The sequence below is a fragment of the Nocardia sp. X0981 genome (assembly GCF_977089955.1).
Map to the genome: position 1 here is coordinate 3,639,108 of NZ_OZ372435.1, position 24,727 is coordinate 3,663,834.

Consider the following 24,727-nt stretch of genomic DNA (forward strand, 5'->3'; position numbering starts at 1 on the left):
GCCGCCGGCCGGCGGTTCGTGATATCCGGGCGGCCGGTGGGTACGCGGGCCTGCGTGAGGAGTCGGCGCCGGCCGCGCGGCACCGCACTCGCCGGTGTCCGGTCCCGCCGGCCGGATATACGTGCCGCCGCGGACCGGCGCATACGGTAGGGGCGGCAATCCGAACGGCACACCGAGACGTGGGAGAGGTATGGGCACCAACGAGGGCGCGTTGTGGGGCGGGCGGTTCGCTTCCGGTCCCGCCGAGGCGATGGCGGCGCTGAGCAAATCGACCCATTTCGACTGGGCGCTGGCGCCGTACGATATCCGCGCGTCCAAGGCGCACGCCCGGGTCCTGAACAAGGCCGGGCTGCTGTCGGAGACCGATCTGACGGATATGCTCGCCGGCCTCGACCGGCTCGCCGCCGATATCGCCTCGGGCGGATTCGGGCCCGCCGAATCGGACGAGGATGTGCACGGCGCCCTGGAACGTGGTCTCATCGACCGCGTCGGGCCGGAACTGGGCGGCCGGTTGCGTGCCGGTCGTTCCCGTAACGATCAGGTGGCCACCCTGTTCCGGATGTGGTTGCGTGACGGTGTGCGGCGGATCGCGGCCGGGCTGGTCGCGGTGGTGGACGCGCTGGTCGACCAGGCGGCGGCCCATCCGGACGCGGTGATGCCCGGGAAAACTCATCTGCAGGCGGCCCAGCCGGTCCTGCTGGCGCACCACCTGCTGGCGCACGCCCATCCGCTGCTGCGCGATATCGACCGCCTGCGTGATTTCGACAAACGCGCGGCCGTTTCGCCGTACGGATCGGGTGCGCTGGCGGGGTCCTCGCTGGGCCTGGACCCGGAAGCCATCGCCGCCGAACTCGAGTTCACCGCCGCGGCGGCCAATTCCATCGATGCCACCTCGTCGCGTGATTTCGCGGCCGAGGCCGCGTTCGTCCTGGCGATGATCGGTGTGGATCTGAGCCGGATGGCCGAGGAGGTCATCATCTGGAGCACGCCGGAATTCGGTTACGTCACGCTGGCCGATGCCTGGTCGACCGGGTCGTCGATCATGCCGCAGAAGAAGAATCCGGATGTTTCCGAACTCACCCGTGGGAAAGCCGGCCGCTTGATCGGGAACCTCACCGGTCTGCTCGCGACGCTCAAGGCGCAGCCGCTGGCGTACAACCGGGACCTGCAGGAGGACAAGGAGCCACTGTTCGATTCGGTGGCCCAGCTGGAACTGCTGCTACCGGCGATCGCCGGCCTGGTCTCGACACTGACCTTCCATACCGGCCGGATGGCCGAGCTCGCCCCGGCCGGTTTCACCCTGGCGACCGATATCGCCGAATGGATGGTCCGCCGGGGAGTGCCGTTCCGGGTGGCGCACGAGGCGGCCGGGGCTTGTGTGCGGGCGGCGGAGGCCAGGGGGGTCGGGCTGGACGAGCTCACCGATGCCGAGTTCGCGGCCATCGATCCCGCCCTCACCTCGGAGGTGCGGGAGGTGCTGACCGTGGCCGGTTCGGTGGCGTCGCGTAACGCGCGCGGCGGGACGGCGGGGGAGCGGGTGGCCGAACAGCTCGCGGAAGTGCGGCGGGAGCTCGGCGAGATCCGGAGCTGGCTGGGCTGAGCGCAGGTGCCGGGGCAGCCGTGGAACACGGCGGCCCGAGCCGAGATAGAAGGATTGTCCTACCTGGATATGCGCATCCAACTATGTTCTCCACCGCGAGTGTTTCAGCTGTCCGATCCGAGCCGGGAAAATCCACCGGGACAGGGTCGGGCCGCGGAGGTGCGGACGGTGGGTCCGGGCCCGGAATCAGCTACCGGTGGGAGGGTGCGCGTCGGCGATCTCGAGTACGCCGGCGAACCAGGGGCTGAACTCCTCCGGATGCTCACGGAGCAGTTTCCGCAGTTCCTCGGGATGTAGCCAGCGGTAGTCCGCCACTTCCGCGGGATCCGGGCTCGGCTCGATATCGTCGAGCCGTCCCACCAGTACGTGGTCCCATTCGTCCTCCACGAAACCGGTGCGGGGATCCTCGGCCCGGTAGCGGTAGACCCCGACCTCGGTGAGTGGCACGCGCACCCCCATTTCCTCGGTGAGCCGGATACCGGCTGCCTCGTCCACCGGCCGGCCCGGCGCCGGGTGGCCGCAGCAGGTATTGGACCAGCGTGCCGGGAATCGGGTCTTACCGAGTGCCCGCTGCTGCAGCAGGACCCGGCCGGCGGTGTCGAATATCAGCACCGAGAACGCGCGGTGCGGTATCCCCGGGGCGCGATGTGCCTCCCTGACCGGGCACGAGCCGGCCGCGTTTCCCGCCGGATCCACGAGTTCGACGGGTAGCGATTCCCGGTGGGCGTCCACCGGGTGGTGTGAAACGGTGGGCGGAGGGGTCGCGTCGGTCACGATCCCCACCCTATCGGCGTGGACGTGCGGTTCCCGGGAGGCCGCGGGTACATGATGTAGATGTCACAACGGACCCTCGGGTGCGGTGTGCGCGATGGCAGGCTTGTTTTTCATACCTCGGGGTTCGTGAGGTACATCACACCGCGGGTACGGCTGGGAGCGGAACGTGAAGTTGAGTGTGCGAGGTTTGGCGGGATCGGCGCAGCGGGTGATGGCCACCGCGCAGAACGGACTCGAGGTGCTCCGCTTCGGCGGCCTCGGTCGCGATACCGACTCCTCGCCGTTCGAGATCACCGAACGACGGCCCATGTACCGGCTGCGCCACTACTTTCCCGGCGAGATCACCGGCGGACCGGTGGCCGTGCTGGTGCCGCCGCTGATGGTGAACGCGGATATCTGGGATGTCAACGGGGACGACGGCGCCGTGGGCATTCTGCGACGCGGTGGTATCGACTGCTGGGTGGTGGATTTCGGGTCCCCTTCGGCGGAGGAGGGCGGCTGGAAGCGCGATCTGGCCGACCACGTGCTCGCGGTGAACAGCGCCATCGATACCGTCTGCGCGGAAACGGGCCAGAACGTGCACCTCATGGGGTATTCGCAGGGCGGGATGTTCGCCTATCAGAGCGCGGCGTTCCGGTCCGGGAAAGGGATCGCCAGCATCGTGACCTTCGGCAGTCCGGTCGATATCGTCGCCGGTATGCCGCTGGGGTTACCGCACGCCGCGGTGAGCGATCTGGTGGATTTCGCCGCCGATCACGTGGTGCCCCGGCTGCCGATCACCGACCGGATGGTGCGTATCGGTTTCCAGCTGCTCGACCCGGTGAAGACCGCGAAGGCGCGCGTCGATTTCTTCCGGCAACTCCACGACCGGGAGGCGCTGCTGCCCAAGGAGCGGCAACGCCGGTTCCTCAGCAACGAGGGGTGGGTCGGTTACGCGAGCCCAGCGGCCGCCGACCTGCTCAAACAGTTCGTGGTGCACAACCGGCTGATGCTGGGCGGTTTCGTCATCCGGGATCAGCCGATATCGCTGGCCGATCTGAAATGCCCGATCCTGGCCTTCGTCGGCGAAGTCGACGAGATCGGCCAGCCCGCGGCGGTGCGGGGTATCGTGCGCGCCGCGCCCCGGGCCGACGTGTACGAATCCACGGTGGTCTCGGGGCACTTCGGCCTCGTGGCCGGTTCGGTCGCCACCCGGTACACCTGGCCGCGGGTCCGGGACTGGGTGGGCTGGGTCGAGGGCGGTAACCCGCTGCCGGAGGGGATCGCGCCCATGGCCGAGCAGGTACCCGCGAACGTGCCGCGTACCGTGCTGCGCCGGGCCGTGCACACGGCCGTGACGTTCGCCGAGGCCGGGGCCGGGGTCGGCCGGGCGCTGGAACATTTCGCCGCGAACACCGTGCGCGGTTCGGTCGGGGTGATGGAGAGTGCCGCCCGCACCCTGCCCCGGCTGACCAGGCTCGGCACGATCCAGCCGACCACCCGTATCTCCATCGGCCTGCTGATGGCCGAGCAGACCCGTCGCTCGCCCCGAGGGGAATGCTTCCTCTTCGACGACCGGGTACACACCAACGCGGCGGTCGACACCCGGATCGACAATGTCGTACGAGGACTCATCTCGGTCGGTATCCGCCCCGCCACTCGGGTCGGAGTGGTGATGGAGACCCGGCCCAGCGCGCTGGTGACCCTGGCCGCGCTGTCCCGGATCGGTGCGGTCGCGGTACTGCTGGCCCCGGAGAGCGAACTCGCCGCGGCGCTGGAGCAGACGGGGACGACGATCCTGGTCTCCGATCCGGAGAACGCCCGGCACGCCGTGGCCGCCGGCGCCCGGGTGCTCGTGCTGGGTGGCGGTGATTCCCGCGGGCTGGCGGTGCCCGCCGGTACCGATCTCGTCGACCTGGAACAGATCGATCCCGATCGGGTACGGCTGCCCGGCTGGTACCGGCCGAATCCGGGCCGCGCCTGCGAACTGGCCTTCATCCTGGTCTCCGGGGCCGGTGATCGCCTGGACACCAAATACATCACCAACCATCGTTGGGCGCTCTCGGCCTTCGGTACCGCCTCGGCCGCCGATCTGGACCACAAGGACACGGTGTACTGCCTGGCGCCGCTGCACCATTCGTCCGGTCTGCTGGTGAGCCTGGGCGGCGCCATCGCCGGCGGCAGCCGGATCGCGCTGGCCCGGTCGCTGGATCCGGGACGTTTCGCCGAAGAAGTGCATCGCTACGGGGTGACCGTGGTGACCTATACCTGGACGATGTTGCGGGACATCCTCGACGCGGAGGTCTTCTCGGCCGGGCATCCGCATCCGGTGCGGCTGTTCATCGGCTCCGGAATGCCGGCGGGGCTGTGGCGGCGCACGGTCGAACAGTTCGCCCCCGCCCGGGTGCTCGAGTTCTATGCCTCCATCGAGGGGGATGTGGTGCTGGCGAATGTGCCGGGGGTCAAATTCGGGTGCAAGGGCCGGCCGGTGCCGGGTACCGCGCGGGTCGAACTCGTCGCCTTCGATCCGGTGACCGGGCAGATCCTCATGGACGACAACGGATACGCTCGCCGCTGCGCCGATAACGAGGTCGGTCTCCTGATCGGTTCCGCGGGCGCCACGGTGGATCTCTCCCAGGGGGGTCTGCGCGGTGTGTTCGACCCGGAGGATTCCTGGCTGCCCACCGAGAATCTGTTCCGCCGCGACAGTGACGGTGACTACTGGCTGGTGGACCGGATCGATACGGTGATCCGTACTCGCCGCGGTCCGGTGTTCACTCAGCCGATCGTGGATGTGCTCAACGATATCGCGGCGGTGGATATGGAGGTCGCCTACGCACTGCCGGTCCGTGACCGGGTGCTGGCGGTCGCGGCGGTGAGCGTGCGGCCCGGTTTCCGGCTCGAGGCCGGCGATCTCACCGAAGCCCTCCGATCGCTGCCGCCGTCCCAGCGCCCGGACGTGGTGTACCTGGTCGACGATATTCCCCGCAGTCTCTCCTTCCGCCCGTCGGCGCATGCCGTCCGGGAGGCGGGCGGACCCCGCCCGGGGCCGGGTACCTGGCGCTACGACCCGAGGACCGAAAGCTACGAGATACTCACCGAGGCAGGGGATCTGCTGACCTGACCGCGGGTTGCGGAGTGCCGGCCCGGCCGGCAGCGGTAGCCGGTGACGGCCTCGAGGACCCGGTCGAGCTGGTCGCGGGTGAGCATGGGCCACAGCGGCAGCCGTACGATGGTCGCCGCGAAACGCGCACTGCGGGTGCAGGGTACGGGCGTACGGCCGTATTTGAGCCCGGCGGCGCTGGAATCGAGCGGCACATAATGGAACGGCGCCACGATATCGCGGGCGGCGAGGTGCCGGATGAGCCCGTCCCGTACTTCCTCCCCGGGCATCCGCAGATAGAACAGGTGCGCGGTATGCCGCCGGTCCGGTGGTACCGCCATCGGCACGACCCCCTGCGTGGCCGCCCACGAGGCCAGTTCCGCCGCGTAGGTGTGCCATACCCGGTGCCGGGCGCGCTGGATGGTGTGGAAATCGGCGAGCTGCGCGTCGAGTACCGCCGCGTTGAGTTCGCTGGGCAGATAACTGGACCCGATATCCTGCCAGGAGTACTTGTCGACCTGGCCGCGGAGGAACCGTGCCCGGTCGGTGCCCTTCTCTCGGATGATCTCCGCGCGGGCCATCAGGATATCGTCGGAGAGCAGCAGCGCGCCGCCCTCACCGCAGTGCACATTCTTGGTGTCGTGGAAACTCTGCGTACCGAAGGTGCCCAGGGTGCCCAGTGCCCGGCCCCGCCAGGTACCGCCCAGTCCGTGCGCGTTGTCCTCGATGATCGCGATCCCGTGCCGCCGCGCCAGCGCCTGCAGGGCGTCCATATCGGCGGCGACCCCGCCGTAGTGCATCACCACGACCGCTCTGGTGCGGTCGGTGACCGCCGCGGCGGCCGCCTCCGGGTCGATATTGCCCGTTGTCTCGTCGATATCGACGAAAACGCAGGTCGCGCCGTGCACCGCGAAGGCGGTGGCCGCGGAGGTGAAGGCGAAGCTGGGCACGATCACCTCATCGCCGGGGCCCAGCTCCAGCAGTAACGCGGCCAGTTCCAGCGCATGCGTACACGAGGTGGTGAGCAGGACATGCGGTGCCCCGGTGATCTCGGCCAGCTTCGCGGTGGCCGCCGCGGTGAACGGGCCGTCACCGTGGCAGTGATCGGAACGCAGGACGGTGGCCACATTGGCCAGCTCGGCCGCGGCCCGGTAGGGGCGGCTGAAAATGATCCGGTCGCTCACCGCGCCGCCATCCGGTCCCGTACCCCGGCCGGCGCGGTAGCGCCCGGTGGCCGCGGTGTGGGTGAGTCCACCGTGAGGTAGAGCGGTTTCCCGACCAGGATGTGCAGTACCACGCCCAGGTACTCGGCGATGAGCCCCAGCGAGAACAGCACCGCTCCCGAGCACAGCAGGAGTACCACGATGATCGACGCCCAGCCCTCCGGATCGTCGTCACCGCCGGTCAGCGCCGAGTACCCGACCACAGCGGCGAGAATCGTCCCGGCCAGTGCCAGGGTCACACCGAGCAGGCTCACCACCCGTAGCCCCCGGGTTCCGGTGCACAACACCATTTTCCAGAACAGTGAGAACAGACGCCGGTAGTCGTAACCCGATTCGGCGCGGCCTTCGGCACGTAGCCGCACCGGTGTGGTCGCGGTCCGGCCCACCACCCAGGTCAGCGCGACATCGAGATAGGCGCCGTTTCCGGCGACCTCCGCGAGCCGGCGCCCGATATCGCCGCGGATCAGCCGGAAACTCTCGAACCGGGTGGAGGCCGGGAAGGCGAACAGCGTGGCCAGCACCAGTTTCGCGGCGCGGGAGGTGAGATTGCGCAACGGAGTGTGCGGGCGGATGTTGGTGGGCCGGGAATAGACCAGATCGGCGCCCTCCCGATGCGCGGTGTCCAGGAACGCGGCGATACAGCCGGGGTCGTGCTGGCCGTCCTCGTCCATGGTCACGATCCATCGGCCGCGGGCCGCGGCCATACCCGCGATGGTGGCCGCGTCCTGGCCGTAGTTGCGGCTCAACCAGATCACCCGCACCCGCGGGTGATCGCGGGCCAGCTTCCGCAGGACCAGATCGGAGCGGTCGGGACCGCAATCGTGGACCAGCACGATCTCCCGTACCCGGAACAGGAGACCGGCCGGTGTCCGCGACGGCGCGGTCAGCGCGTCGAGTTCGCGTACCAGCCCGGTGATCGTCCGCTCGCCGCGATAGACCGGCACGACAACCGAAACCCCGCATACTTCGGGCGAATCGGAATCCGGGCCCGCGGCCCGGTAGCCGGCATCCGGTAGGCGGGCTTCGGGCGATACCGAGGGGGCCGATGGGGGCCGGAAGGTGGCCGGGGCGGAAGCGAACCTGGGCGAAAACGGCATGGCGAGATCGACTTTCGACGGTGGATAACGCGTGCCGGGTCTCGATGACGCTGGTGAGCCCGAGAAATGCGAACTCTAGCAGGTGCACCGGATACGGCGCGGGCAGATCCGAATCCGCGTCGTTACGGCCGCGAACCGCGGTGTGACCGGTAGGGTCCGGTACCCGTGGCGGATGATCGAACCGATGATCGGCGGGATGTGTTCCGGTGGGGTCTGGTGTGCGCCGCGGGGGTGATCGCCGCCTACTCGGCGGTACTGCTGGCGAATTCCCGGCATTTCTACACCGACGACACCGAAGCCCAGTACGCACCCCTGTGGCTGATGACGGGCCGCGCCTTGCGGGAGGGGCGGTTTCCGGTTCTGGTGCCCGAGCACTGGCTGGCGGGCAACTACGCCATCGAGGAGGCCGGACTGCTGAACCCGCCCCAGCTGCTGATCGATCTGGGTGCGACCGTGGTGGACGATCTGGCGCTGTATGCCACAGTGGTCAAGCTCGTCTTCGCGGTGATCCTCGGCCTGGGTACCTACCGGGTATGCCTGGTCTACGGGGGCCGCCCGGCCTGGTCGGCGGTTGCCGGGGTGGCCCTGCCGTTCAGCGGTTTCCTGCTGTTCTTCGATGCGGCCAGTTGGATGACCGCCTTCACCGGGACGGCCTGGCTCGTCCACGCGTGGGCAGCCGGAGTGCGCTACGCGCGAGGACGGGGCGGGCCGGTACCGGTTTTCGTATTCCTGTACCTCACGATCTCGGTGCAGTATGTGTTCCCCGCCGTCGAGGCCGCCGTACTCTTCGGTGCCGTATCGGCCGGCGAGATCGTGTACCAGCGGCGGTGGGGTGCCGCGGTCCGGCCGACTCTGGTGGCGGGTTGCGCGGCCCTGGCGGGTCTGGCCACGTACCTGCCGAGTCTGCTCACGGCGGATGTCACCTGGCGCGGGGCGGCGGAGATCCGCAACGACCAGTTCCTCACCGTGCCGTGGTCGGAATCGCTGAACGCCAGTCTGCCCAGTACATTGCCCGCCTTCACCTCCTGGTGGGGCTATGTACAGCCGCTGCCGATGGTCTATATCGCCTGGTTCCTGGTGCCGGCGCTGGCGTTCGTCGAGTGGAAACGCGCCGCCGGCGCCGCTCGGGAGCTGAGCGGTCCGGCGTTGTTCGCGGTGCTCGTACTGCTGTGGACCGTCGGGCCGGGCACCATGGGCCCGTTGCGTTGGCCGGCGCGCGTACTGCCGATGGTGGCGCTCGCGTCGCTGGTACTGGTGTGTGTTCTGCTCGGCCGCTTCGGTACGGTCTCCGGCGTCCGGCGGCGTGCCGTCGCGGCGGGGCTGCTGATCGCCGTGCTGCTCGCGCGTTCGGCGGCCGCGGCGCCCCAGATCACGCTCACCCATCTGGGCGCCGCGCTGGGGGTCGGGGTGCTCGGCGCGGTGGTGGTGCTGCTGGCCCGCTTCCGCGGTTCCGCGCCGGCGGGTCTGCTGGCGCTGGCCGCGGTGGCGCCGATCGCCTTCCTCCAGGTTCACGCCGCTCAGCCGACGCCGATGAGCTGGAACCTGCCGGAGAAACGTTCGGAGATGAAAGCCGCGTTTCCCGATTTCGCCGGTACCACCCTGCAATTGGGTGACCGGGCGCTGATCGGGGCGGGGGAGCGCACCCTGGGCGGTGCCTACGGGTCCCTCGCCTTCGGGAACTACGCCAAGAACCTGGAGCTGGACTACGTGGGTGGTTACACCCCCAACGGTCATTTCCACTTCGGGCATCTGCTGTGCATGCGCTGGGACGGCAGCGTCTGCCCGGACGCGTACCGCCGGGCCTTCGCCCCCGAACCGGAGACCGGCCGGCCCCTGGTGGATCTGATGCTCGTCGACCGGGTGGTTCTGCAGCGCGCGCTGTATCCCGGCGCCCGTGACCATTCCCCGCCGGAGGGCTGGGAATGGGTCGACTACCCGGGGCACGAGGACTACATCCAGGTGCTCGAACGCCGGGGCGGTCCGGTATCCGGGCGCACCGGACGTATCGCCCACACCGAGGGTGTTGTCGTCGGCCCGGTCGCGGAAACCGCGACCACCAGCCGCGCGCGGGTGGAGTCGGAGTCCGGTGGTCGCCTGGTTTTCGCTCGTTTGGGGTGGCCGGGTTACCGGGCGCACCTCGACGGGCGTCAGGTGCCGATCGATGTGGTGGCGGACAGTTTCGTGACGGTGGAGATACCACCCGGTACCCGGGCCGCGGAGCTCGAACTCACCTGGCGTCCGCCGGGATGGAAGATCGGTGGCGGAGCCGCGCTCGCCGGGTTGGCCGGGCTGCTGGCACTCTGGGCCGAATCCCGGCGGGACCGCCCCCGGGGCGGTGGACCGGCGGCTCCGCCGTCCCCCACCCCGGCGGAGCTCCGCCCCGAGCTGGTGGCAGCCCGGCCGTGACCGGTCACTCTGCCGGGCGCCCGTCCCCGGCGCGGTGGAGCGGCGATACTCGGGCCGCGCCTCCGTCGCTCCCGGCGAGACCGGAGGCCCGGAAGGTCCCGGTGACGCCTGCGGTGCCCGGCGTCACGGGCCCGGAGCGGCCCGATGGTGAGCCCGGGCCGCCCTCCGGAGGGAGATCCGGCCGGATGACGCCGGTGCGCCACACCGGGGTAGCCGCCGGTGGCGCGGGGCCGCGACCGGCCGTGGTGTCCACCGACCCCGGACCGTTGCTGCGGGTGGTGCGCCGGCAGGAGCTCGCCTTCGCCGTCGTGGGCCTGGTGAACACTCTGATGGGAACAGGGCTCACGGTGATATGGCTGGCGCTGCTGGGTGCGGCGGTACCGCCTTCCGCCGGGGTGGCCGCCGCCTACGTGAGCGGGATCGGGATCGCGTTCTTCCTGCATCGCCGCCTGGTGTTCCGGGTGCGCGGACGGGTGTTCCGGGATTTCACGGGATTCGCCGCGGTGAACTGCGGTGGTCTGTTCGCCAACGCGCTGCTGCTCGAACTGGCCGTCACCGTACTCGGGTTTCCGCGGGCACCCGCCGCGGTGGTGACCATGGGTACCGTCGCCGCGGGCAGCTATGTCGGCCACCGCTACGTATCGTTCCGCCGACCGGTAGTTTGAACCGCATGTCGGAGGAAACCATTCTGGATCCCACCCTGCTGAGCCTGCTGGCCTGCCCGCAGGACAAAGGGCAGCTGCATCTGGTGCGCGCCGCCGACGGCGCGGACCTGCTGTACAACCCTCGCCTGCGGCTGGCCTACCCCATCGACAACGGCATCCCGGTGCTGCTCGCGGACGAGGCCCGCACGGTCGAGGACGCCGAGCATGCCGATTTCGCGCGGCAGTACGGCGAATAACGCCCGTCCGGTCAGGTATCGCGGTCGGCCCGCGGGCCCTGACCTATGTCTCCGGTCAGGTATCGCTGCACGGTCGGTCCCACGGCCGCCACCACTTCCGCGAGCGGTGTATCGGCGACCGGTGGCACTCGCACGATCTTGCGGGTGATCACCAGCCCCGCCATCTGCGATGCGGCCAGGGCCACCCGTAGCCGGCCGTCGTCGGTATCGGTGGCGATCCGCAGCCGGACCCGCTCCAGGATCACCGACAGCAGGAAATCCCGAGCCGGTGAAACCTCTCCGCTCGCGACCATGCTGCGGACCAGTGCCACAGCGCCCTCACCCGCCGGGGAATCCCATACGCTCACCACCGTGCGCACCATGGTCTCGCCCAGCCGGTCCAGCGGAGCCGCGTCGATCCGGCGCAGGACGATCTCCGGGTCCACGGGTAACCGCACCACCGCCGCGAACAGCCGCTGTTTCGTCCCGAAATAGTGGTGCACCAGGGCGGGGTCGACTCCGGCGTCCGCCGCCACCGCCCGGATCGAGGTCTTGTCGAAACCGCCCTGCGCGAATCGTGCCCGCGCGGCGGCGAGGATGGCGTCCCGGGTCCCCGGACGTCCGCGCCGGCGGCCCGTTCGAGGGTTGTGCGTATTCGCCGATTCCGCCGGGCTCATCGCGTCCGGCGGCGCAGGGTCGCCGCGCCCAGGCACAGCGCGACCGCGGCGAAGGCCGCGACGATCGCCAGGTCTCGCCACATCAGGCCGGTGGGCTCGGCGTGCACCGATACCTCCTGTAGTGCGCCCACCGCATAGCTGAGCGGTAGAACATTACTGATCGTTTCCAGCCAGTCCGGCAGCTGATGCCGGGGTACGAGCAGCCCGCACAGAAAGATCTGCGGTGCCGCCACCACCGGCATGAACTGCACCGCCTGGAACTCGGTGCGAGCGAACGCGCTGCACAGCAGGCCGAGCGCGACGCCGAGGACCGCGTCGACCATCGCGATCAGCACCACCCATCCGGGGTTGCCCGCCGCGGCGAGGCCCAGCAGCCCGAACGACACCAGGCAGGCCACCGCGGCCTGAGTGGCGGCCGCGAGCGAGAACGCGGTGCCGTATCCGGCCAGGAGGTCGAGTTTGCTCAACGGTGTGGTGAGCAGGCGTTCCAGGGTGCCCGAGCTACGTTCCCGCTGCATGGCGATCGCGGTGATCAGGAACATCACGATGAACGGCAGGATCCCCAGCATGCTGATCCCGACCCGGTCGAAAAGAGCCACCGGCTGCTGCGGTGTGGCCGGGACGTCTTGGTAGATGAAGTACAGCAGGCACATCAGCAGCGCCGGTACCACCAGGATCATCGCCACCGTGCGGTGGTCGTTGCGCAACTGCCGCAGGATTCGGCCGGTGGTGGCCGAATACGCCGCGAGGGGGCGCGGGCCCGGATGGGCGGGTATCGCGGTCCCCCCGCGCGCGGGGTGGCCGGGCGCGGTGGCGGCCTCGGCTCGCTGGTCGCTCATAGGGGAGCTCCCATCGTGATGAGGGCGAGAAAAGCTCGTTCGAGGTTCTGCTCGCCGGTCCGCTCGCGGAGTTCGTCCGGGCCGAGCTGGGCCAGGAGCCGGCCTTCCCGCATGAGCAGCAGCCGATCGCAGTGTTCGGCCTCGTCCATGACATGACTCGACACCAGCAGCGTGGTGCCCGCGGCCGCCAGTTCGCGGAATTGTTTCCACAGCTCCACCCGCAGCACCGGATCGAGCCCGACGGTCGGTTCGTCGAGCACCAGGAGGTCGGGCGCGGCCACCAGTGCGCAGGCGAGCGAGGCACGGGTCTGCTGTCCACCGGACAGTTCGTCGCCCCGCTGTGCCCGCTGGTCCAGAAGTCCCACCGCCGCGAGCGCGGAATCGACCGCGTCGCGATCGGCGCCGTACAGCGCCGCGAAGTATGCGACGTTGTCGCGCACGCTGAGATCGGGGTAGATGCTCGGCGACTGGGTCACATAGCCGATGCGCCGTCGTAGCGCGGCGCTGCCGGCAGGCAGCCCGAGCGCGGTGATCTCACCGGCGGCCACCACCTGGGTGCCGACGATGCTCCGCATCAGTGTGGTCTTCCCGCAGCCCGAAGGACCCAGTAAACCGGTAATGGACCCGGTGGCGATGTTCAGCGAAATCCCTTGTAGTACTTCCTGTTTCCCTCGCCGCACGGTGAGGTCGCGTACCGCTACCGCGGCCGGGGCGCCGCTGTCGGACATGGTCCGCCTCGATTCCTGGGGGTTTAATTCACCACCTGATGAATTCTTCTCCTCCCGGTCCTCGATCGCAATACCCCGTCGAGCGATTTCGCCGTGCCTGGGACCCGTTCCCTGTGGCCCACGCCTCGGCGCCGCGACCCTCGGCACGGCCGGCGCGCATCGGCTGCGACAATCCACGCCGTGAGTGTCGAGGAGCTGGCTGTTGAACCGCTGACCGCCGCCCGTCGTCTGCTCGGCGCCGTCGTGTGGTCGGGCCCCGTCGCCGCTCGGATCGTCGAAGTGGAGGCATACGGCGGTGATCCCGCCGGACCCTGGCCCGATCCGGCCGCGCATTCCGGTCGGGGCCGGACCCCGCGCAACGCGGCCATGTTCGGTCCGCCGGGCAGGCTCTACGTCTACCTCAGTTACGGCATGCACACCTGCGTGAACATCATCAGCGGCCCGGACGGAGTGGCGAGCGGTGTCCTGCTCCGATCCGCCGAGATCACCGCCGGGCACGACATCGCCCGGAAGCGCCGTCCCGCCGCGCGCAACGATGCCGACCTGGCCCGCGGACCGGGCAATCTGGGCAGCGCACTGGGTATAGGCCTCGACGACTACGGCACCGATGTCTTCGATCCGGGCTCCGCGATCCGCCTGGAACTGGCGCGCCCCGCCGCCCCCTCCCGGATCGCCGCCGGACCGCGGGTCGGCGTGAGTACCGCCGCGGATCGCCCGTGGCGGCTGTGGCTGCCCGAATCGGCGGCCGTATCGGCCTACCGGCGGAGTCCACGTGCCCCGCGGATCGAGGAATCCGCCTGACCCGGTCCGCCGGGAACTCGATACCGAGTCGGCGTCACGGGGTCACGCCTTGCTCCCACCGCGCGATATCCGATTGCGGGGATACGCGAAGATGAACCCGTGAGCAGCGACATCATCGACGAACTGACCTGGCGCGGCCTGATCGCGCAGTCCACCGACCTCGACGCGCTCCGGGAGGCGCTGGCCACCGGCCCGCGCAATCTCTATGCCGGCTTCGACCCCACCGCGGCCAGTTTGCACGCCGGTCACCTGGTGCCGCTGCTGGCGCTGAAACGCTTCCAGCGCGCGGGACACCGCCCCATAGTGCTGGCCGGTGGCGCCACCGGGTTGATCGGCGACCCTCGAGAGGTCGGCGAACGCACGATGAATTCCGCCGACACCGTCGCGGCATGGGCCGAACGGATCCGCGCCCAGCTCGAGCGGTTCGTGGATCTCGACGACTCGCCCACCGGTGCCCTCATCGTGAACAACATGGATTGGACCGGATCGCTGAGCGCGGTGGATTTCCTGCGCGATATCGGCAAGCACTTCTCCGTGAACGTCATGCTCGCTCGCGATACCGTCAAGCGGCGCCTGGAAGGCGAAGGGATCTCCTACACCGAGTTCAGCTACATGCTCTTGCAAGCGAACGACTACCTGCAGTTGCGGCGTAGCCACGACTGTGTGCTGCAGGTCGGGGGCTCCGATCAGTGGGGCAACATCATCGCCGGCGTCGAACTGAACCGCCGCGTGGACGGCGCCGCCGTTCACGCGCTGACCGTTCCCCTGGTGACCTCGGCGGACGGAAAGAAGTTCGGTAAGTCGACCGGCGGCGGCAGCCTCTGGCTGGATCCGGAACTGACCAGCCCGTATGCCTGGTACCAGTACTTCGTCAACACCGCCGACGCCGATGTGGTGCGCTACCTGCGCTGGTTCACGTTCCTGGACCGGGCCGAACTCGCCGAGCTCGAATCGGCGACCGCCGAACGCCCGCACGCCCGGGAAGCGCAGCGCCGCCTGGCGGCCGAGATGACCACGCTGGTGCACGGGGAAGCGAACACCCGCGCCGTGCAGTTGGCGAGTCAGGCCCTGTTCGGGCGCGCGGAGCTGCGTGACCTCGATGAGCCGACCCTTGCCGCGGCCCTGCGCGAAGCCGCCGGTGACCGGGAGGTCGCCGAGATCGAACCCGGCCGGGACACCATTGTCGACCTGTTGGTCGCCGCCGGCCTGTGCGAGAGCCGCGGCGCCGCGCGTCGCGCGGTGAACGAGGGAGGCGCTTCGGTGAACAACGAGCGCGTCAAGGATGTCGAGTGGACTCCGGAAAGTAGCGACTACCTGCACGGACAATGGTTGGTGCTGCGTCGTGGGAAGCGTAACTTCGCGGGTGTCCGGCGGCCGATCGCTAATTGATCTTGGTGTGCTGGGTCACAGTTGTGTGGCCCAGCGCCTCGAATCGCCCTTTCGCAAGCCTCTGACCAGGGTAAATGCGGTGCCGAAGTGGCGATTTGACGAAGCGTTCTCCGCCGCGTAACTTATTCAACGTCAGAGCGACACGGACACCGACCAGGGTCCCGGAGCGAGGCGGAAACGCCGAGCCGGAGGGACCAGGGAAACGAGGTAGGACGAGGAGCGCCTGGCGCGACTGGCCGAAGATGCGGAGTTTGACTCTGAGCCACTGGCCGGTTAAGCTAGAAAACCTGCCCCATTGAAGCACTGGTTGAGTCCAGCCGCTGAGATGTGTGCGTGTGTTCTTTGAGAACTCAATAGTGTGTTGATGAATGTCAGTGCCAAATATTTAATTTGGTTTCGGTTCTTCATACCCCCGTGTGGAGGGCCGAACATTTAAGTCAGCTAAATTCCGGCTGGCGATTTGTTTTGCTGGGTTTTCGGACTCTAGTTTGTACTTTTGATTGCGCCTTCGGGTGTGATTGTGAGTCTTCAACGGAGAGTTTGATCCTGGCTCAGGACGAACGCTGGCGGCGTGCTTAACACATGCAAGTCGAGCGGTAAGGCCCTTCGGGGTACACGAGCGGCGAACGGGTGAGTAACACGTGGGTGATCTGCCTCGCACTCTGGGATAAGCCTGGGAAACTGGGTCTAATACCGGATACGACCGTCAACCGCATGGTTGGTGGTGGAAAGATTTATCGGTGCGAGATGAGCCCGCGGCCTATCAGCTTGTTGGTGGGGTAATGGCCCACCAAGGCGACGACGGGTAGCCGGCCTGAGAGGGCGACCGGCCACACTGGGACTGAGACACGGCCCAGACTCCTACGGGAGGCAGCAGTGGGGAATATTGCACAATGGGCGGAAGCCTGATGCAGCGACGCCGCGTGAGGGATGACGGCCTTCGGGTTGTAAACCTCTTTCGACTCCGACGAAGCGAAAGTGACGGTAGGAGTATAAGAAGCACCGGCCAACTACGTGCCAGCAGCCGCGGTAATACGTAGGGTGCGAGCGTTGTCCGGAATTACTGGGCGTAAAGAGCTTGTAGGCGGCTTGTCGCGTCGATCGTGAAAACTCGGGGCTCAACCCCGAGCTTGCGGTCGATACGGGCAGGCTTGAGTACTGCAGGGGAGACTGGAATTCCTGGTGTAGCGGTGAAATGCGCAGATATCAGGAGGAACACCGGTGGCGAAGGCGGGTCTCTGGGCAGTAACTGACGCTGAGAAGCGAAAGCGTGGGTAGCGAACAGGATTAGATACCCTGGTAGTCCACGCCGTAAACGGTGGGTACTAGGTGTGGGTTTCCTTCCACGGGATCCGTGCCGTAGCTAACGCATTAAGTACCCCGCCTGGGGAGTACGGCCGCAAGGCTAAAACTCAAAGGAATTGACGGGGGCCCGCACAAGCGGCGGAGCATGTGGATTAATTCGATGCAACGCGAAGAACCTTACCTGGGTTTGACATACACCGGAAACCTGCAGAGATGTAGGCCCCCTTGTGGTCGGTGTACAGGTGGTGCATGGCTGTCGTCAGCTCGTGTCGTGAGATGTTGGGTTAAGTCCCGCAACGAGCGCAACCCTTATCTTATGTTGCCAGCGCGTAATGGCGGGGACTCGTGAGAGACTGCCGGGGTCAACTCGGAGGAAGGTGGGGACGACGTCAAGTCATCATGCCCCTTATGTCCAGGGCTTCACACATGCTACAATGGCCGGTACAGAGGGCTGCGATACCGTGAGGTGGAGCGAATCCCTTAAAGCCGGTCTCAGTTCGGATCGGGGTCTGCAACTCGACCCCGTGAAGTTGGAGTCGCTAGTAATCGCAGATCAGCAACGCTGCGGTGAATACGTTCCCGGGCCTTGTACACACCGCCCGTCACGTCATGAAAGTCGGTAACACCCGAAGCCGGTGGCCTAACCCCTCGTGGGAGGGAGCCGTCGAAGGTGGGATCGGCGATTGGGACGAAGTCGTAACAAGGTAGCCGTACCGGAAGGTGCGGCTGGATCACCTCCTTTCTAAGGAGCATTCTCCACGCCGGCTCGAACAGTCGAGTCCCGGTCGTGGCAGAGACCATTCCGGAAGCGAATGTCTTCCGATGGTGCTCATGGGTGGAACGCTGACATGCGCCGGCCGTGTGCCCTTCCTCTCGCGAGGCGGGGTGGCCGGATTTCAAGTAGTCAACACACTGTTGGGTCCTGAAAGAACAGACGTTCTTTCCAGGCAAAAGATACGATCCGCTCGGATCTCCGTCATACCGCGAGGGCTTCTGCCGAAGTCGTCGGCTGGTGCGGGTGCAAGGTTCGGGTGGGTGTGTTGTTTGAGAACTGCACAGTGGACGCGAGCATCTTTGTTTTGTAAGTGTTTTAGAGCGTTCGGTGGATGCCTTGGCACCAGGAGCCGATGAAGGACGTAGGAGGCTGCGATAAGCCTCGGGGAGCTGCCAACCGAGCTGTGATCCGAGGGTGTCCGAATGGGGAAACCCAGCACGAGTGATGTCGTGTTACCCGCACCTGAATATATAGGGTGTGTGGAGGGAACGTGGGGAAGTGAAACATCTCAGTACCCACAGGAAGAGAAAACAACATGTGATTCCGTGAGTAGTGGCGAGCGAAAGCGGATGAGGCTAAACCAGGCACGTGTGATACCCGGCAGGGGTTGCGTGTGTGGGGTAGTGGGGTCATTCTTCCCGATTCTGCCGGATCGGGCGGGAGTAAGAAACCGTTGTGTTAGCTGAAGTGGTCTGGGACGGCCTGTCGTAGAGGGTGAGAATCCCGTAGGCGAAAACTCAACGGCTCCCGTGGATGATGCCCGAGTAGCAGCGGGCCCGTGAAATCTGCTGTGAATCTGCCGGGACCACCCGGTAAGCCTGAATACTCCCTGGTGACCGATAGCGGACTAGTACCGTGAGGGAAAGGTGAAAAGTACCCCGGGAGGGGAGTGAAATAGTACCTGAAACCGTGCGCTTACAATCCGTCAAAGCCTGCGCCACTTCGGTGGGTGGGTGATGGCGTGCCTTTTGAAGAATGAGCCTGCGAGTTAGCGGCATGTGGCGAGGTTAACCCGTGTGGGGTAGCCGTAGCGAAAGCGAGTCCGAACAGGGCGTTCCAGTCGCGTGTTCTAGACCCGAAGCGGAGTGATCTACCCATGGCCAGGGTGAAGCGACGGTAAGACGTCGTGGAGGCCCGAACCCACTTAGGTTGAAAACTGAGGGGATGAGCTGTGGGTAGGGGTGAAAGGCCAATCAAACTCCGTGATAGCTGGTTCTCCCCGAAATGCATTTAGGTGCAGCGTCACGTGTTTCACACCGGAGGTAGAGCTACTGGATGGCCTAGGGGGCCCACAAGCTTACCGAAGTCAGCCAAACTCCGAATGCCGGTGTGTGAGAGCGTGGCAGTGAGACTGCGGGGGATAAGCTTCGTAGTCGAGAGGGAAACAGCCCAGATCGCCGGCTAAGGCCCCTAAGCGTGTACTAAGTGGAAAAGGATGTGGGATTGCGCAGACAGCCAGGAGGTTGGCTTAGAAGCAGCCACCCTTGAAAGAGTGCGTAATAGCTCACTGGTCGAGTGATCCTGCGCCGACAATGTAGCGGGGCTCAAGTACACCGCCGAAGCCGCGGCAGTCGCACAAGACATCCACACATCCCTGCGGGGGTGTGTGCAGTGGTGCGGCTGGGTAGGGGAGCGTCGTGTAGCCAGGGAAGCAGCGGGGTGACCCAGTTGTGGAGGCTGCGCGAGTGAGAATGCAGGCATGAGTAGCGAAAGACGAGTGAGAAACTCGTCCGCCGAATGACCAAGGGTTCCTGGGCCAGGTTAATCCGCCCAGGGTGAGTCGGGACCTAAGGCGAGGCCGACAGGCGTAGTCGATGGACAACGGGTTGATATTCCCGTACCCGTGTATCCGCGCCCAATGGCGAATCATCTGTGCTAAGTGCCCAAAACCTGAGCGATCTCCTTCGGGAGACGTGAGGGGGCTGCGCACGACCCCGGGTGTAGTAGTCAAGCGATGGGGTGACGCAGGAAGGTAGCTGGGCCAGTCAGTGGTTGTACTGGTGTAAGCCTGTAGGGCGTTGTGTAGGCAAATCCGCACAACATCAGCCTGAGAGGTGATGCGTAGCCGATTGAGGCGAATTCAGTGATCCTATGCTGCCGAGAAAAGCCTCTAGTGAGTTGGTACACGGCCCGTACCCCAAACCGACACAGGTGGTCAGGTAGAGAATACTAAGGCGATCGAGAGAACTGTGGTCAAGGAACTCGGCAAAATGCCCCCGTAACTTCGGGAGAAGGGGGGCCCGAGCTGGTGACGGAATTCACTTCCCGAGCTGGTTTGGGCCGCAGAGACCAGAGAGAAGCGACTGTTTACTAAAAACACAGGTCCGTGCGAAGTCGTAAGACGATGTATACGGACTGACGCCTGCCCGGTGCCGGAAGGTTAAGAGGACCGGTTAGCGCTTCGGCGCGAAGCTGAGAATTTAAGCCCCGGTAAACGGCGGTGGTAACTATAACCATCCTAAGGTAGCGAAATTCCTTGTCGGGTAAGTTCCGACCTGCACGAATGGCGTAACGACTTCTCTGCTGTCTCGACCACAGACTCGGCGAAATTGCATTACGAGTAAAGATGCTCGTTACGCGCGGCAGGACGAAAAGACCCCGGGACCTTCACTATAGCTTGGTATTGGTGTTCGGTACGGTTTGTGTAGGATAGGTGGGAGACTATGAAACGGGCACGCCAGTGTCCGGTGAGTCGTCGTTGAAATACCACTCTGATCGTATTGGACCTCTAACCTCGGACCATGATCTGGTTCAGGGACAGTGCCTGGTGGGTAGTTTAACTGGGGCGGTTGCCTCCCAAAATGTAACGGAGGCGCCCAAAGGTTCCCTCAGCCTGGTTGGCAATCAGGTGTCGAGTGCAAGTGCACAAGGGAGCTTGACTGTGAGACAGACATGTCGAGCAGGGACGAAAGTCGGGACTAGTGATCCGGCACCGGCAAGTGGAAGCGGTGTCGCTCAACGGATAAAAGGTACCCCGGGGATAACAGGCTGATCTTCCCCAAGAGTCCATATCGACGGGATGGTTTGGCACCTCGATGTCGGCTCGTCGCATCCTGGGGCTGGAGTAGGTCCCAAGGGTTGGGCTGTTCGCCCATTAAAGCGGCACGCGAGCTGGGTTTAGAACGTCGTGAGACAGTTCGGTCTCTATCCGCCGCGCGCGTTGGAAACTTGAGGAAGGCTGTCCCTAGTACGAGAGGACCGGGACGGACGAACCTCTGGTGTGCCAGTTGTCCCGCCAGGGGCACGGCTGGTTGGCTACGTTCGGAAGGGATAACCGCTGAAAGCATCTAAGCGGGAAGCCTGTTCCAAGATGAGGTTTCCCACCACCCCGAGTGGTTAAGGCCCCCTACAGACCATGGGGTTGATAGGCCGGAACTGGAAGCACGGTAACGTGTGGAGGTGACCGGTACTAATAGGCCGAGGACTTACAAACAAAGGTTGCTACGCGTCCACTGTGCAGTATCTGAAACAACACACAGATACAGAAGACACCACACCACCCCCTCACCGGGCCCGTGTGACAATCTCTCTGTGTGACAGTTTCATAGAGTTACGGCGGTTATAGCGGCAGGGAAACGCCCGGTCCCATTCCGAACCCGGAAGCTAAGCCTGCCAGCGCCGATGGTACTGCACTCGACAGGGTGTGGGAGAGTAGGACACCGCCGGAACATACTTTTACGAGTAGGGGACCCAATTATTGGGTCCCCTACTCGCGTTTCCGGCCCAGGAAGATTTTCTGGCTCCGAAGCACGGGCCGTAAACTTGCCTTAGCAGAGCATATGTACCACTTCGATCGACACAGCCGTGTCGACTCCGCGTCACCGAGAGAGGGCCCCGCCGTGCCGGAACAGAACAATGGTCGGAAACCGTTCCGCCGTAATTCTTCCGGGGCGGAAAGCGGGTTCCGTCGCACCGGCTCCGGTGGGGCGGGTAGGAATCGCCCGAGCGGTGGCGGTACCGCAGCCGGGGGCGCCGCCGGCCGCGGTGGTTCCGGCCGGGACAGCGAACAGTCGAACACCTCGCGTCGCGCACCGGAAGCACGGGGGGAACGACCCGCCTTCGGCCGGGGTGATGCCCGCGGTGCCCGCCGGCCCGATCACGGGCGGGATGAGCGCACCGGATCGGCCTCGGGACGCGACCGCGGGAGTGATCGCGCGGGCGGCCGGAGTGGTTTCCGTGCCGACTCCCCGCGGACCGGCCGGGACGAGAGCCGTGGCTACGAGTCGCGGCCCCGGACCCGTCCGTACGGGGACCGGCCGGAACGCGGTTTCCGGGAGCGTGACGACCAGCGGTCGCAGGGTCGGCCGGGTGCCGACGACCGGAGCCGGGGTAGCCGCGGCGACCGTCCGGAATATCGCGGCGGAGACGACCGCCGATTCGGGGGGCGCGGTGGGGAAGGCCGGTCCGAGCGTGCGACCGACCGTCCGCACCGCCGCGGACCTGCCGAGTCGAATGCGGGCGGCGAGGCGGGAAAGTACCCGCGTAGTGGTGGGGACCGCAGCAGTGACGGCTCGCGGCGGCGCGGCGGCGAGGGTGCGGGCCGAGGCCTGGACCGGCGTCCCCCGCGGCCCGAGGAACCGGACCTGCCCGACGATGTACAAGCCGGCGATCTGGACTCCTCCATCCGGCGGGACCTGCTGAGCCTGGACAAGGGCAACGCGGAGACCGTGGCACGGCATCTGGCCATGGCGGCGCAATTGCTCGACGACGATCCGCAGCTGGCCTTGGCCCACGCGCGGGCCGCGCGCCGCCGGGCCGGCCGGATCGCGGTGGTCCGGGAGACGGCGGGAGTGGTCGCCTACCACGCCGGCGAGTGGGCGGAGGCGTTGTCGGAACTGCGTGCCGCGCGGCGGATGGCGGGTGGCTCCGGGTTACTGGCGGTGATGGCCGACTGTGAACGGGGCCTGGGGCGGCCCGAACGCGCCATCGAGATCGGGCGCAGCGACGAGGGCCGGGCGCTGACCGGCGACGAGGCGATAGAACTGCGCATCGTCGTCGCCGGGGCGCGGATGGACCTGGGCCAGTACGACCAGGCCGTGGTGACCCTGCAGACCCCCGACCTCGACCCGGCGCGCACCGGTTCGGGCCCCGCCCGGCTCTTCTATGCCTATGCGGACGCACTCGTGGCCGCCGGGCGTACCGATGAGGGGTTGACCTGGTTCTTCAATGCCGCCGCGGCCGATATCGACGGTGAAACCGACGCCGAGGAACGGGCGGCCGAACTCACCGGCGGAGCCTGAACCGCTCTCAGCCCGGTGTGACGGCCCAGTTGAGCTCGGTGCGCAGGTCCGCCGGATCCATCTGCGGGCTCGGTTCGGTGAGATAGACCTCCCACCGGGTTGTCCCCGGGGTGAGGCCCTGCGCTGTGATCCAGGTGTGCAGCCGGTCCCAGGCCGGAGTCAGGCCGTCGAAGGCGCCGTAATGCACGAGACGAGCGGTTCGCCCGGCAGCCAGGTGACCCGGAACGACGGGACCGTCGGGGCCGATCCTGCGGTCCACCGGGAAACCCACCTCGAGCTCCGTCACTTCCTCGGAAACGGATCCGTACCGGCAGAAGGCGGGACCGAGGACGACGGCACCTCCCGCGGCGATCGCCGCCGGCAGCAGACCGAACGAGGAATCGAAGAATTCGGGGATCCGATCGGGTGATACCCGGCCGTGGACCACGGCGGTGATCACTTCGACGGTATCGAGCAATCGGGGTTCGGCGGTTCGGTCGCCGGTTGTCATGGTTTCCTCCACGGTCGTCCGGTTGGTTCGGCGGAATACTCCGATGAACACGGGACGGTGGCGGGGACGGAAATTCATCGCGCTCCGGACGCGGCCGGTGGGTACGCGGGGAGCCGTACCCAGCCGGAGCGCTGTTCACAGGGCTCGTGTCGCGGTCCCCCGGAACGCTCGCTGCTGTGCGGCCGTGTGCCCGGGGCATCGGCGGGGCACGTAGGGTCCGGGTGTGCGGGAAGCGAATGAGACGACACGATTGCGGGATCGATACGAGGCGCTGCTGCTGGATCTGGACGGGACCCTGTATCGCGGCCCGGCCGTGATCGAGGGAGGACCGGCGGCGCTGGCCGGCGGCCGGCAGCGGCTGGTGTACGTGACGAACAATGCCGGCCGGGCAGCGGCAGCGGTGGCCGCTCATCTGGCCGAGCTCGGTTATCCGGCCGCGGAACCGGATGTGGTGACCAGCGCGCAGGCGGCCGGGCGGCTGCTGGCCGAACGTCTCGAACCGGGCGCGGAGGTTCTGGTCGTCGGCACCGACGATCTGGCGGCAGAGGTGAAGGCGGCGGGATTGCAGCCCGTACGGCACGCCGGAGCCACGGTGGCGGCCGTGGTGCAGGGGCATTCCCCGCAGACCGCGTGGCCGGATCTGGCCGAAGCGTCCTATGCGTTACGTGCCGGTGCGGTGTGGATCGCCGCGAACACCGACCGGACACTACCGAACGAGCGCGGTCTCGCGCCGGGTAACGGCGCCATGGTCGCGGCGCTGCGGGCAGCCTCCGACCGGGAACCCGAAGTGGCGGGCAAACCCTATCCGCCGCTGCTCGAGGACGCTCTCGTCCGTGCCCGCACCCGTGCCGCGCTGGTGGTGGGGGACCGCCTCGACACCGATATCGACGGTGCCGAGAATGTGGGCATCGACTCACTGCTCGTGTTGACGGGCGTCAGCACAGTGGCGGAACTGGCCGATCTACCACCCCAGCGGTTGCCGACCTACATCGCCGACAGCCTCGACGCACTCAACCGTCCGCCGATTGCGGGCCGGGTCGAACCCGGCGCGGTACTCGCCGAACTCCGCGCACATCCCGGCCGGGCGCTACGGGTGCGCGCGCCTCGATCCGAAATCCGATAGCGTTGACCTCACGATGACTGACCCGAAACCCCGCCCGAACCCCTCCGGCGCCGCGCGCGCCGGGGCGCCGCTGCCCGGCCGGCACCTGCCCGGGACCGCCGGGCGCGGGGAACCCGCCGACCCGGACCGTATCCGAGCCGATATCCGTGAGCTGCTGGCCGAACTCGGTACCGCGCCGGTATCCGCCGGCACGCCAGAGGACGATACCGTCGGCGCCGATCTGGCCCGCCGTGCGCACATCCTGGATCAGGCACACGAGGTGCTGGTCCGGGCCCTGGCCACGGTGGACAAGATCTGA

16 protein-coding genes, 3 rRNA genes and 1 pseudogene are annotated in these 24,727 nt (G+C 66.9%); 13 read left to right on the forward strand and 7 right to left on the reverse strand.

Annotated elements, in window-relative coordinates:
• Positions 1 to 190 precede the first annotated feature (190 nt).
• Entirely contained in the window at positions 191 to 1,600 is a 1,410-nt protein-coding gene (gene argH / locus ACYR7D_RS16235) for an argininosuccinate lyase (RefSeq protein WP_459545417.1), read from the forward strand.
• A gap of 186 nt (positions 1,601 to 1,786) precedes the next feature.
• Here the strand turns inward: argH and idi are convergent, their stop codons facing one another.
• Complete coding sequence (gene idi, locus ACYR7D_RS16240; RefSeq protein ID WP_459545418.1) at positions 1,787 to 2,374, reverse strand: isopentenyl-diphosphate Delta-isomerase; 588 nt, start codon at positions 2,372 to 2,374, stop codon at positions 1,787 to 1,789.
• Between the two features lie 211 nt (positions 2,375 to 2,585).
• Between idi and ACYR7D_RS16245 the strand changes: the two genes are divergently transcribed.
• Positions 2,586 to 5,477, forward strand: coding sequence for an AMP-binding protein (locus tag ACYR7D_RS16245; RefSeq protein WP_459550185.1), 2,892 nt, complete (start codon positions 2,586 to 2,588; stop codon positions 5,475 to 5,477).
• Here the strand turns inward: ACYR7D_RS16245 and rffA are convergent.
• Together rffA and ACYR7D_RS16255 are read right to left on the reverse strand one after the other, a co-directional pair.
• Positions 5,438 to 6,640 carry a dTDP-4-amino-4,6-dideoxygalactose transaminase gene (rffA, locus tag ACYR7D_RS16250; RefSeq protein ID WP_459545419.1) on the reverse strand — a complete coding sequence of 401 codons (1,203 nt, stop codon included), beginning with the start codon at positions 6,638 to 6,640 and terminating at the stop codon, positions 5,438 to 5,440. The two genes, ACYR7D_RS16245 and rffA, sit on opposite strands and share 40 nt — an antisense overlap.
• Complete coding sequence (locus ACYR7D_RS16255; protein ID WP_459545420.1) at positions 6,637 to 7,776, reverse strand: glycosyltransferase; 1,140 nt, start codon at positions 7,774 to 7,776, stop codon at positions 6,637 to 6,639. Before ACYR7D_RS16255 ends, rffA begins: the two co-directional genes overlap by 4 nt.
• 165 nt (positions 7,777 to 7,941) lie before the next feature.
• Here ACYR7D_RS16255 and ACYR7D_RS16260 point away from each other — a divergent pair, with 165 nt between their 5' ends.
• The 3 genes from ACYR7D_RS16260 (at position 7,942) to ACYR7D_RS16270 (ending at position 11,083) form a co-directional block, all read left to right on the forward strand.
• On the forward strand, positions 7,942 to 10,182 hold the full coding sequence (locus tag ACYR7D_RS16260; RefSeq protein WP_459545421.1) for a hypothetical protein: 2,241 nt from the start codon (positions 7,942 to 7,944) through the stop codon (positions 10,180 to 10,182).
• Positions 10,183 to 10,367: 185 nt separating this feature from the next.
• Positions 10,368 to 10,847 (forward strand): GtrA family protein, encoded by a 480-nt coding sequence (locus tag ACYR7D_RS16265; protein ID WP_459545422.1) that lies wholly within the window; start codon positions 10,368 to 10,370, stop codon positions 10,845 to 10,847.
• A 5-nt stretch (positions 10,848 to 10,852) separates the two neighbouring features.
• Complete coding sequence (locus ACYR7D_RS16270; protein ID WP_459545423.1) at positions 10,853 to 11,083, forward strand: Trm112 family protein; 231 nt, start codon at positions 10,853 to 10,855, stop codon at positions 11,081 to 11,083.
• An 11-nt stretch (positions 11,084 to 11,094) separates the two neighbouring features.
• On the opposite strand, the gene ACYR7D_RS16275 is transcribed toward ACYR7D_RS16270, so the two are convergent.
• Genes ACYR7D_RS16275 through ACYR7D_RS16285 form a run of 3 tightly spaced genes read right to left on the reverse strand, consistent with a single transcriptional unit; the run spans position 11,095 to position 13,306 of the window.
• Positions 11,095 to 11,739 (reverse strand): TetR/AcrR family transcriptional regulator, encoded by a 645-nt coding sequence (locus tag ACYR7D_RS16275; RefSeq protein ID WP_459545424.1) that lies wholly within the window; start codon positions 11,737 to 11,739, stop codon positions 11,095 to 11,097.
• The gene (locus ACYR7D_RS16280; protein ID WP_459545425.1) at positions 11,736 to 12,578 is read right to left on the reverse strand and encodes an ABC transporter permease; all 843 of its coding nucleotides are present in this window, start codon (positions 12,576 to 12,578) and stop codon (positions 11,736 to 11,738) included. Before ACYR7D_RS16280 ends, ACYR7D_RS16275 begins: the two co-directional genes overlap by 4 nt.
• Positions 12,575 to 13,306, reverse strand: a complete 732-nt coding sequence (locus tag ACYR7D_RS16285) for an ABC transporter ATP-binding protein (RefSeq protein WP_459545426.1) — start codon at positions 13,304 to 13,306, stop codon at positions 12,575 to 12,577. Before ACYR7D_RS16285 ends, ACYR7D_RS16280 begins: the two co-directional genes overlap by 4 nt.
• A gap of 180 nt (positions 13,307 to 13,486) precedes the next feature.
• Between ACYR7D_RS16285 and ACYR7D_RS16290 the strand changes: the two genes are divergently transcribed.
• The 6 genes and pseudogenes from ACYR7D_RS16290 to ACYR7D_RS16315 all read left to right on the forward strand — a co-directional run.
• A complete protein-coding gene (locus ACYR7D_RS16290; protein WP_459545427.1) occupies positions 13,487 to 14,107 on the forward strand; it encodes a DNA-3-methyladenine glycosylase in 621 nt (206 codons plus the stop codon).
• Positions 14,108 to 14,206: 99 nt separating this feature from the next.
• Positions 14,207 to 15,496, forward strand: coding sequence for a tyrosine--tRNA ligase (gene tyrS / locus ACYR7D_RS16295; protein ID WP_459545428.1), 1,290 nt, complete (start codon positions 14,207 to 14,209; stop codon positions 15,494 to 15,496).
• 528 nt (positions 15,497 to 16,024) lie between these two features.
• A 16S ribosomal RNA gene (locus tag ACYR7D_RS16300) occupies positions 16,025 to 17,543 on the forward strand.
• Between the two features lie 337 nt (positions 17,544 to 17,880).
• Positions 17,881 to 21,009, forward strand: a 23S ribosomal RNA gene (locus tag ACYR7D_RS16305).
• Positions 21,010 to 21,127: 118 nt separating this feature from the next.
• Positions 21,128 to 21,244, forward strand: a 5S ribosomal RNA gene (gene rrf / locus ACYR7D_RS16310).
• The 16S, 23S and 5S rRNA genes sit together here, the layout of an rRNA operon.
• A gap of 600 nt (positions 21,245 to 21,844) precedes the next feature.
• Positions 21,845 to 22,816 (forward strand): annotated as a pseudogene (locus ACYR7D_RS16315) (hypothetical protein); the annotation flags it as partial.
• 7 nt (positions 22,817 to 22,823) lie between these two features.
• Here ACYR7D_RS16315 and ACYR7D_RS16320 read toward each other — a convergent pair.
• On the reverse strand, positions 22,824 to 23,306 hold the full coding sequence (locus ACYR7D_RS16320) for a GyrI-like domain-containing protein (protein WP_459545429.1): 483 nt from the start codon (positions 23,304 to 23,306) through the stop codon (positions 22,824 to 22,826).
• Positions 23,307 to 23,529: 223 nt separating this feature from the next.
• Here ACYR7D_RS16320 and ACYR7D_RS16325 point away from each other — a divergent pair, with 223 nt between their 5' ends.
• Both ACYR7D_RS16325 and ACYR7D_RS16330 read left to right on the forward strand, forming a co-directional pair.
• On the forward strand, positions 23,530 to 24,429 hold the full coding sequence (locus ACYR7D_RS16325; protein ID WP_459545430.1) for an HAD-IIA family hydrolase: 900 nt from the start codon (positions 23,530 to 23,532) through the stop codon (positions 24,427 to 24,429).
• A 13-nt stretch (positions 24,430 to 24,442) separates the two neighbouring features.
• Positions 24,443 to 24,727 carry a hypothetical protein gene (locus ACYR7D_RS16330; protein ID WP_459545431.1) on the forward strand — a complete coding sequence of 95 codons (285 nt, stop codon included), beginning with the start codon at positions 24,443 to 24,445 and terminating at the stop codon, positions 24,725 to 24,727.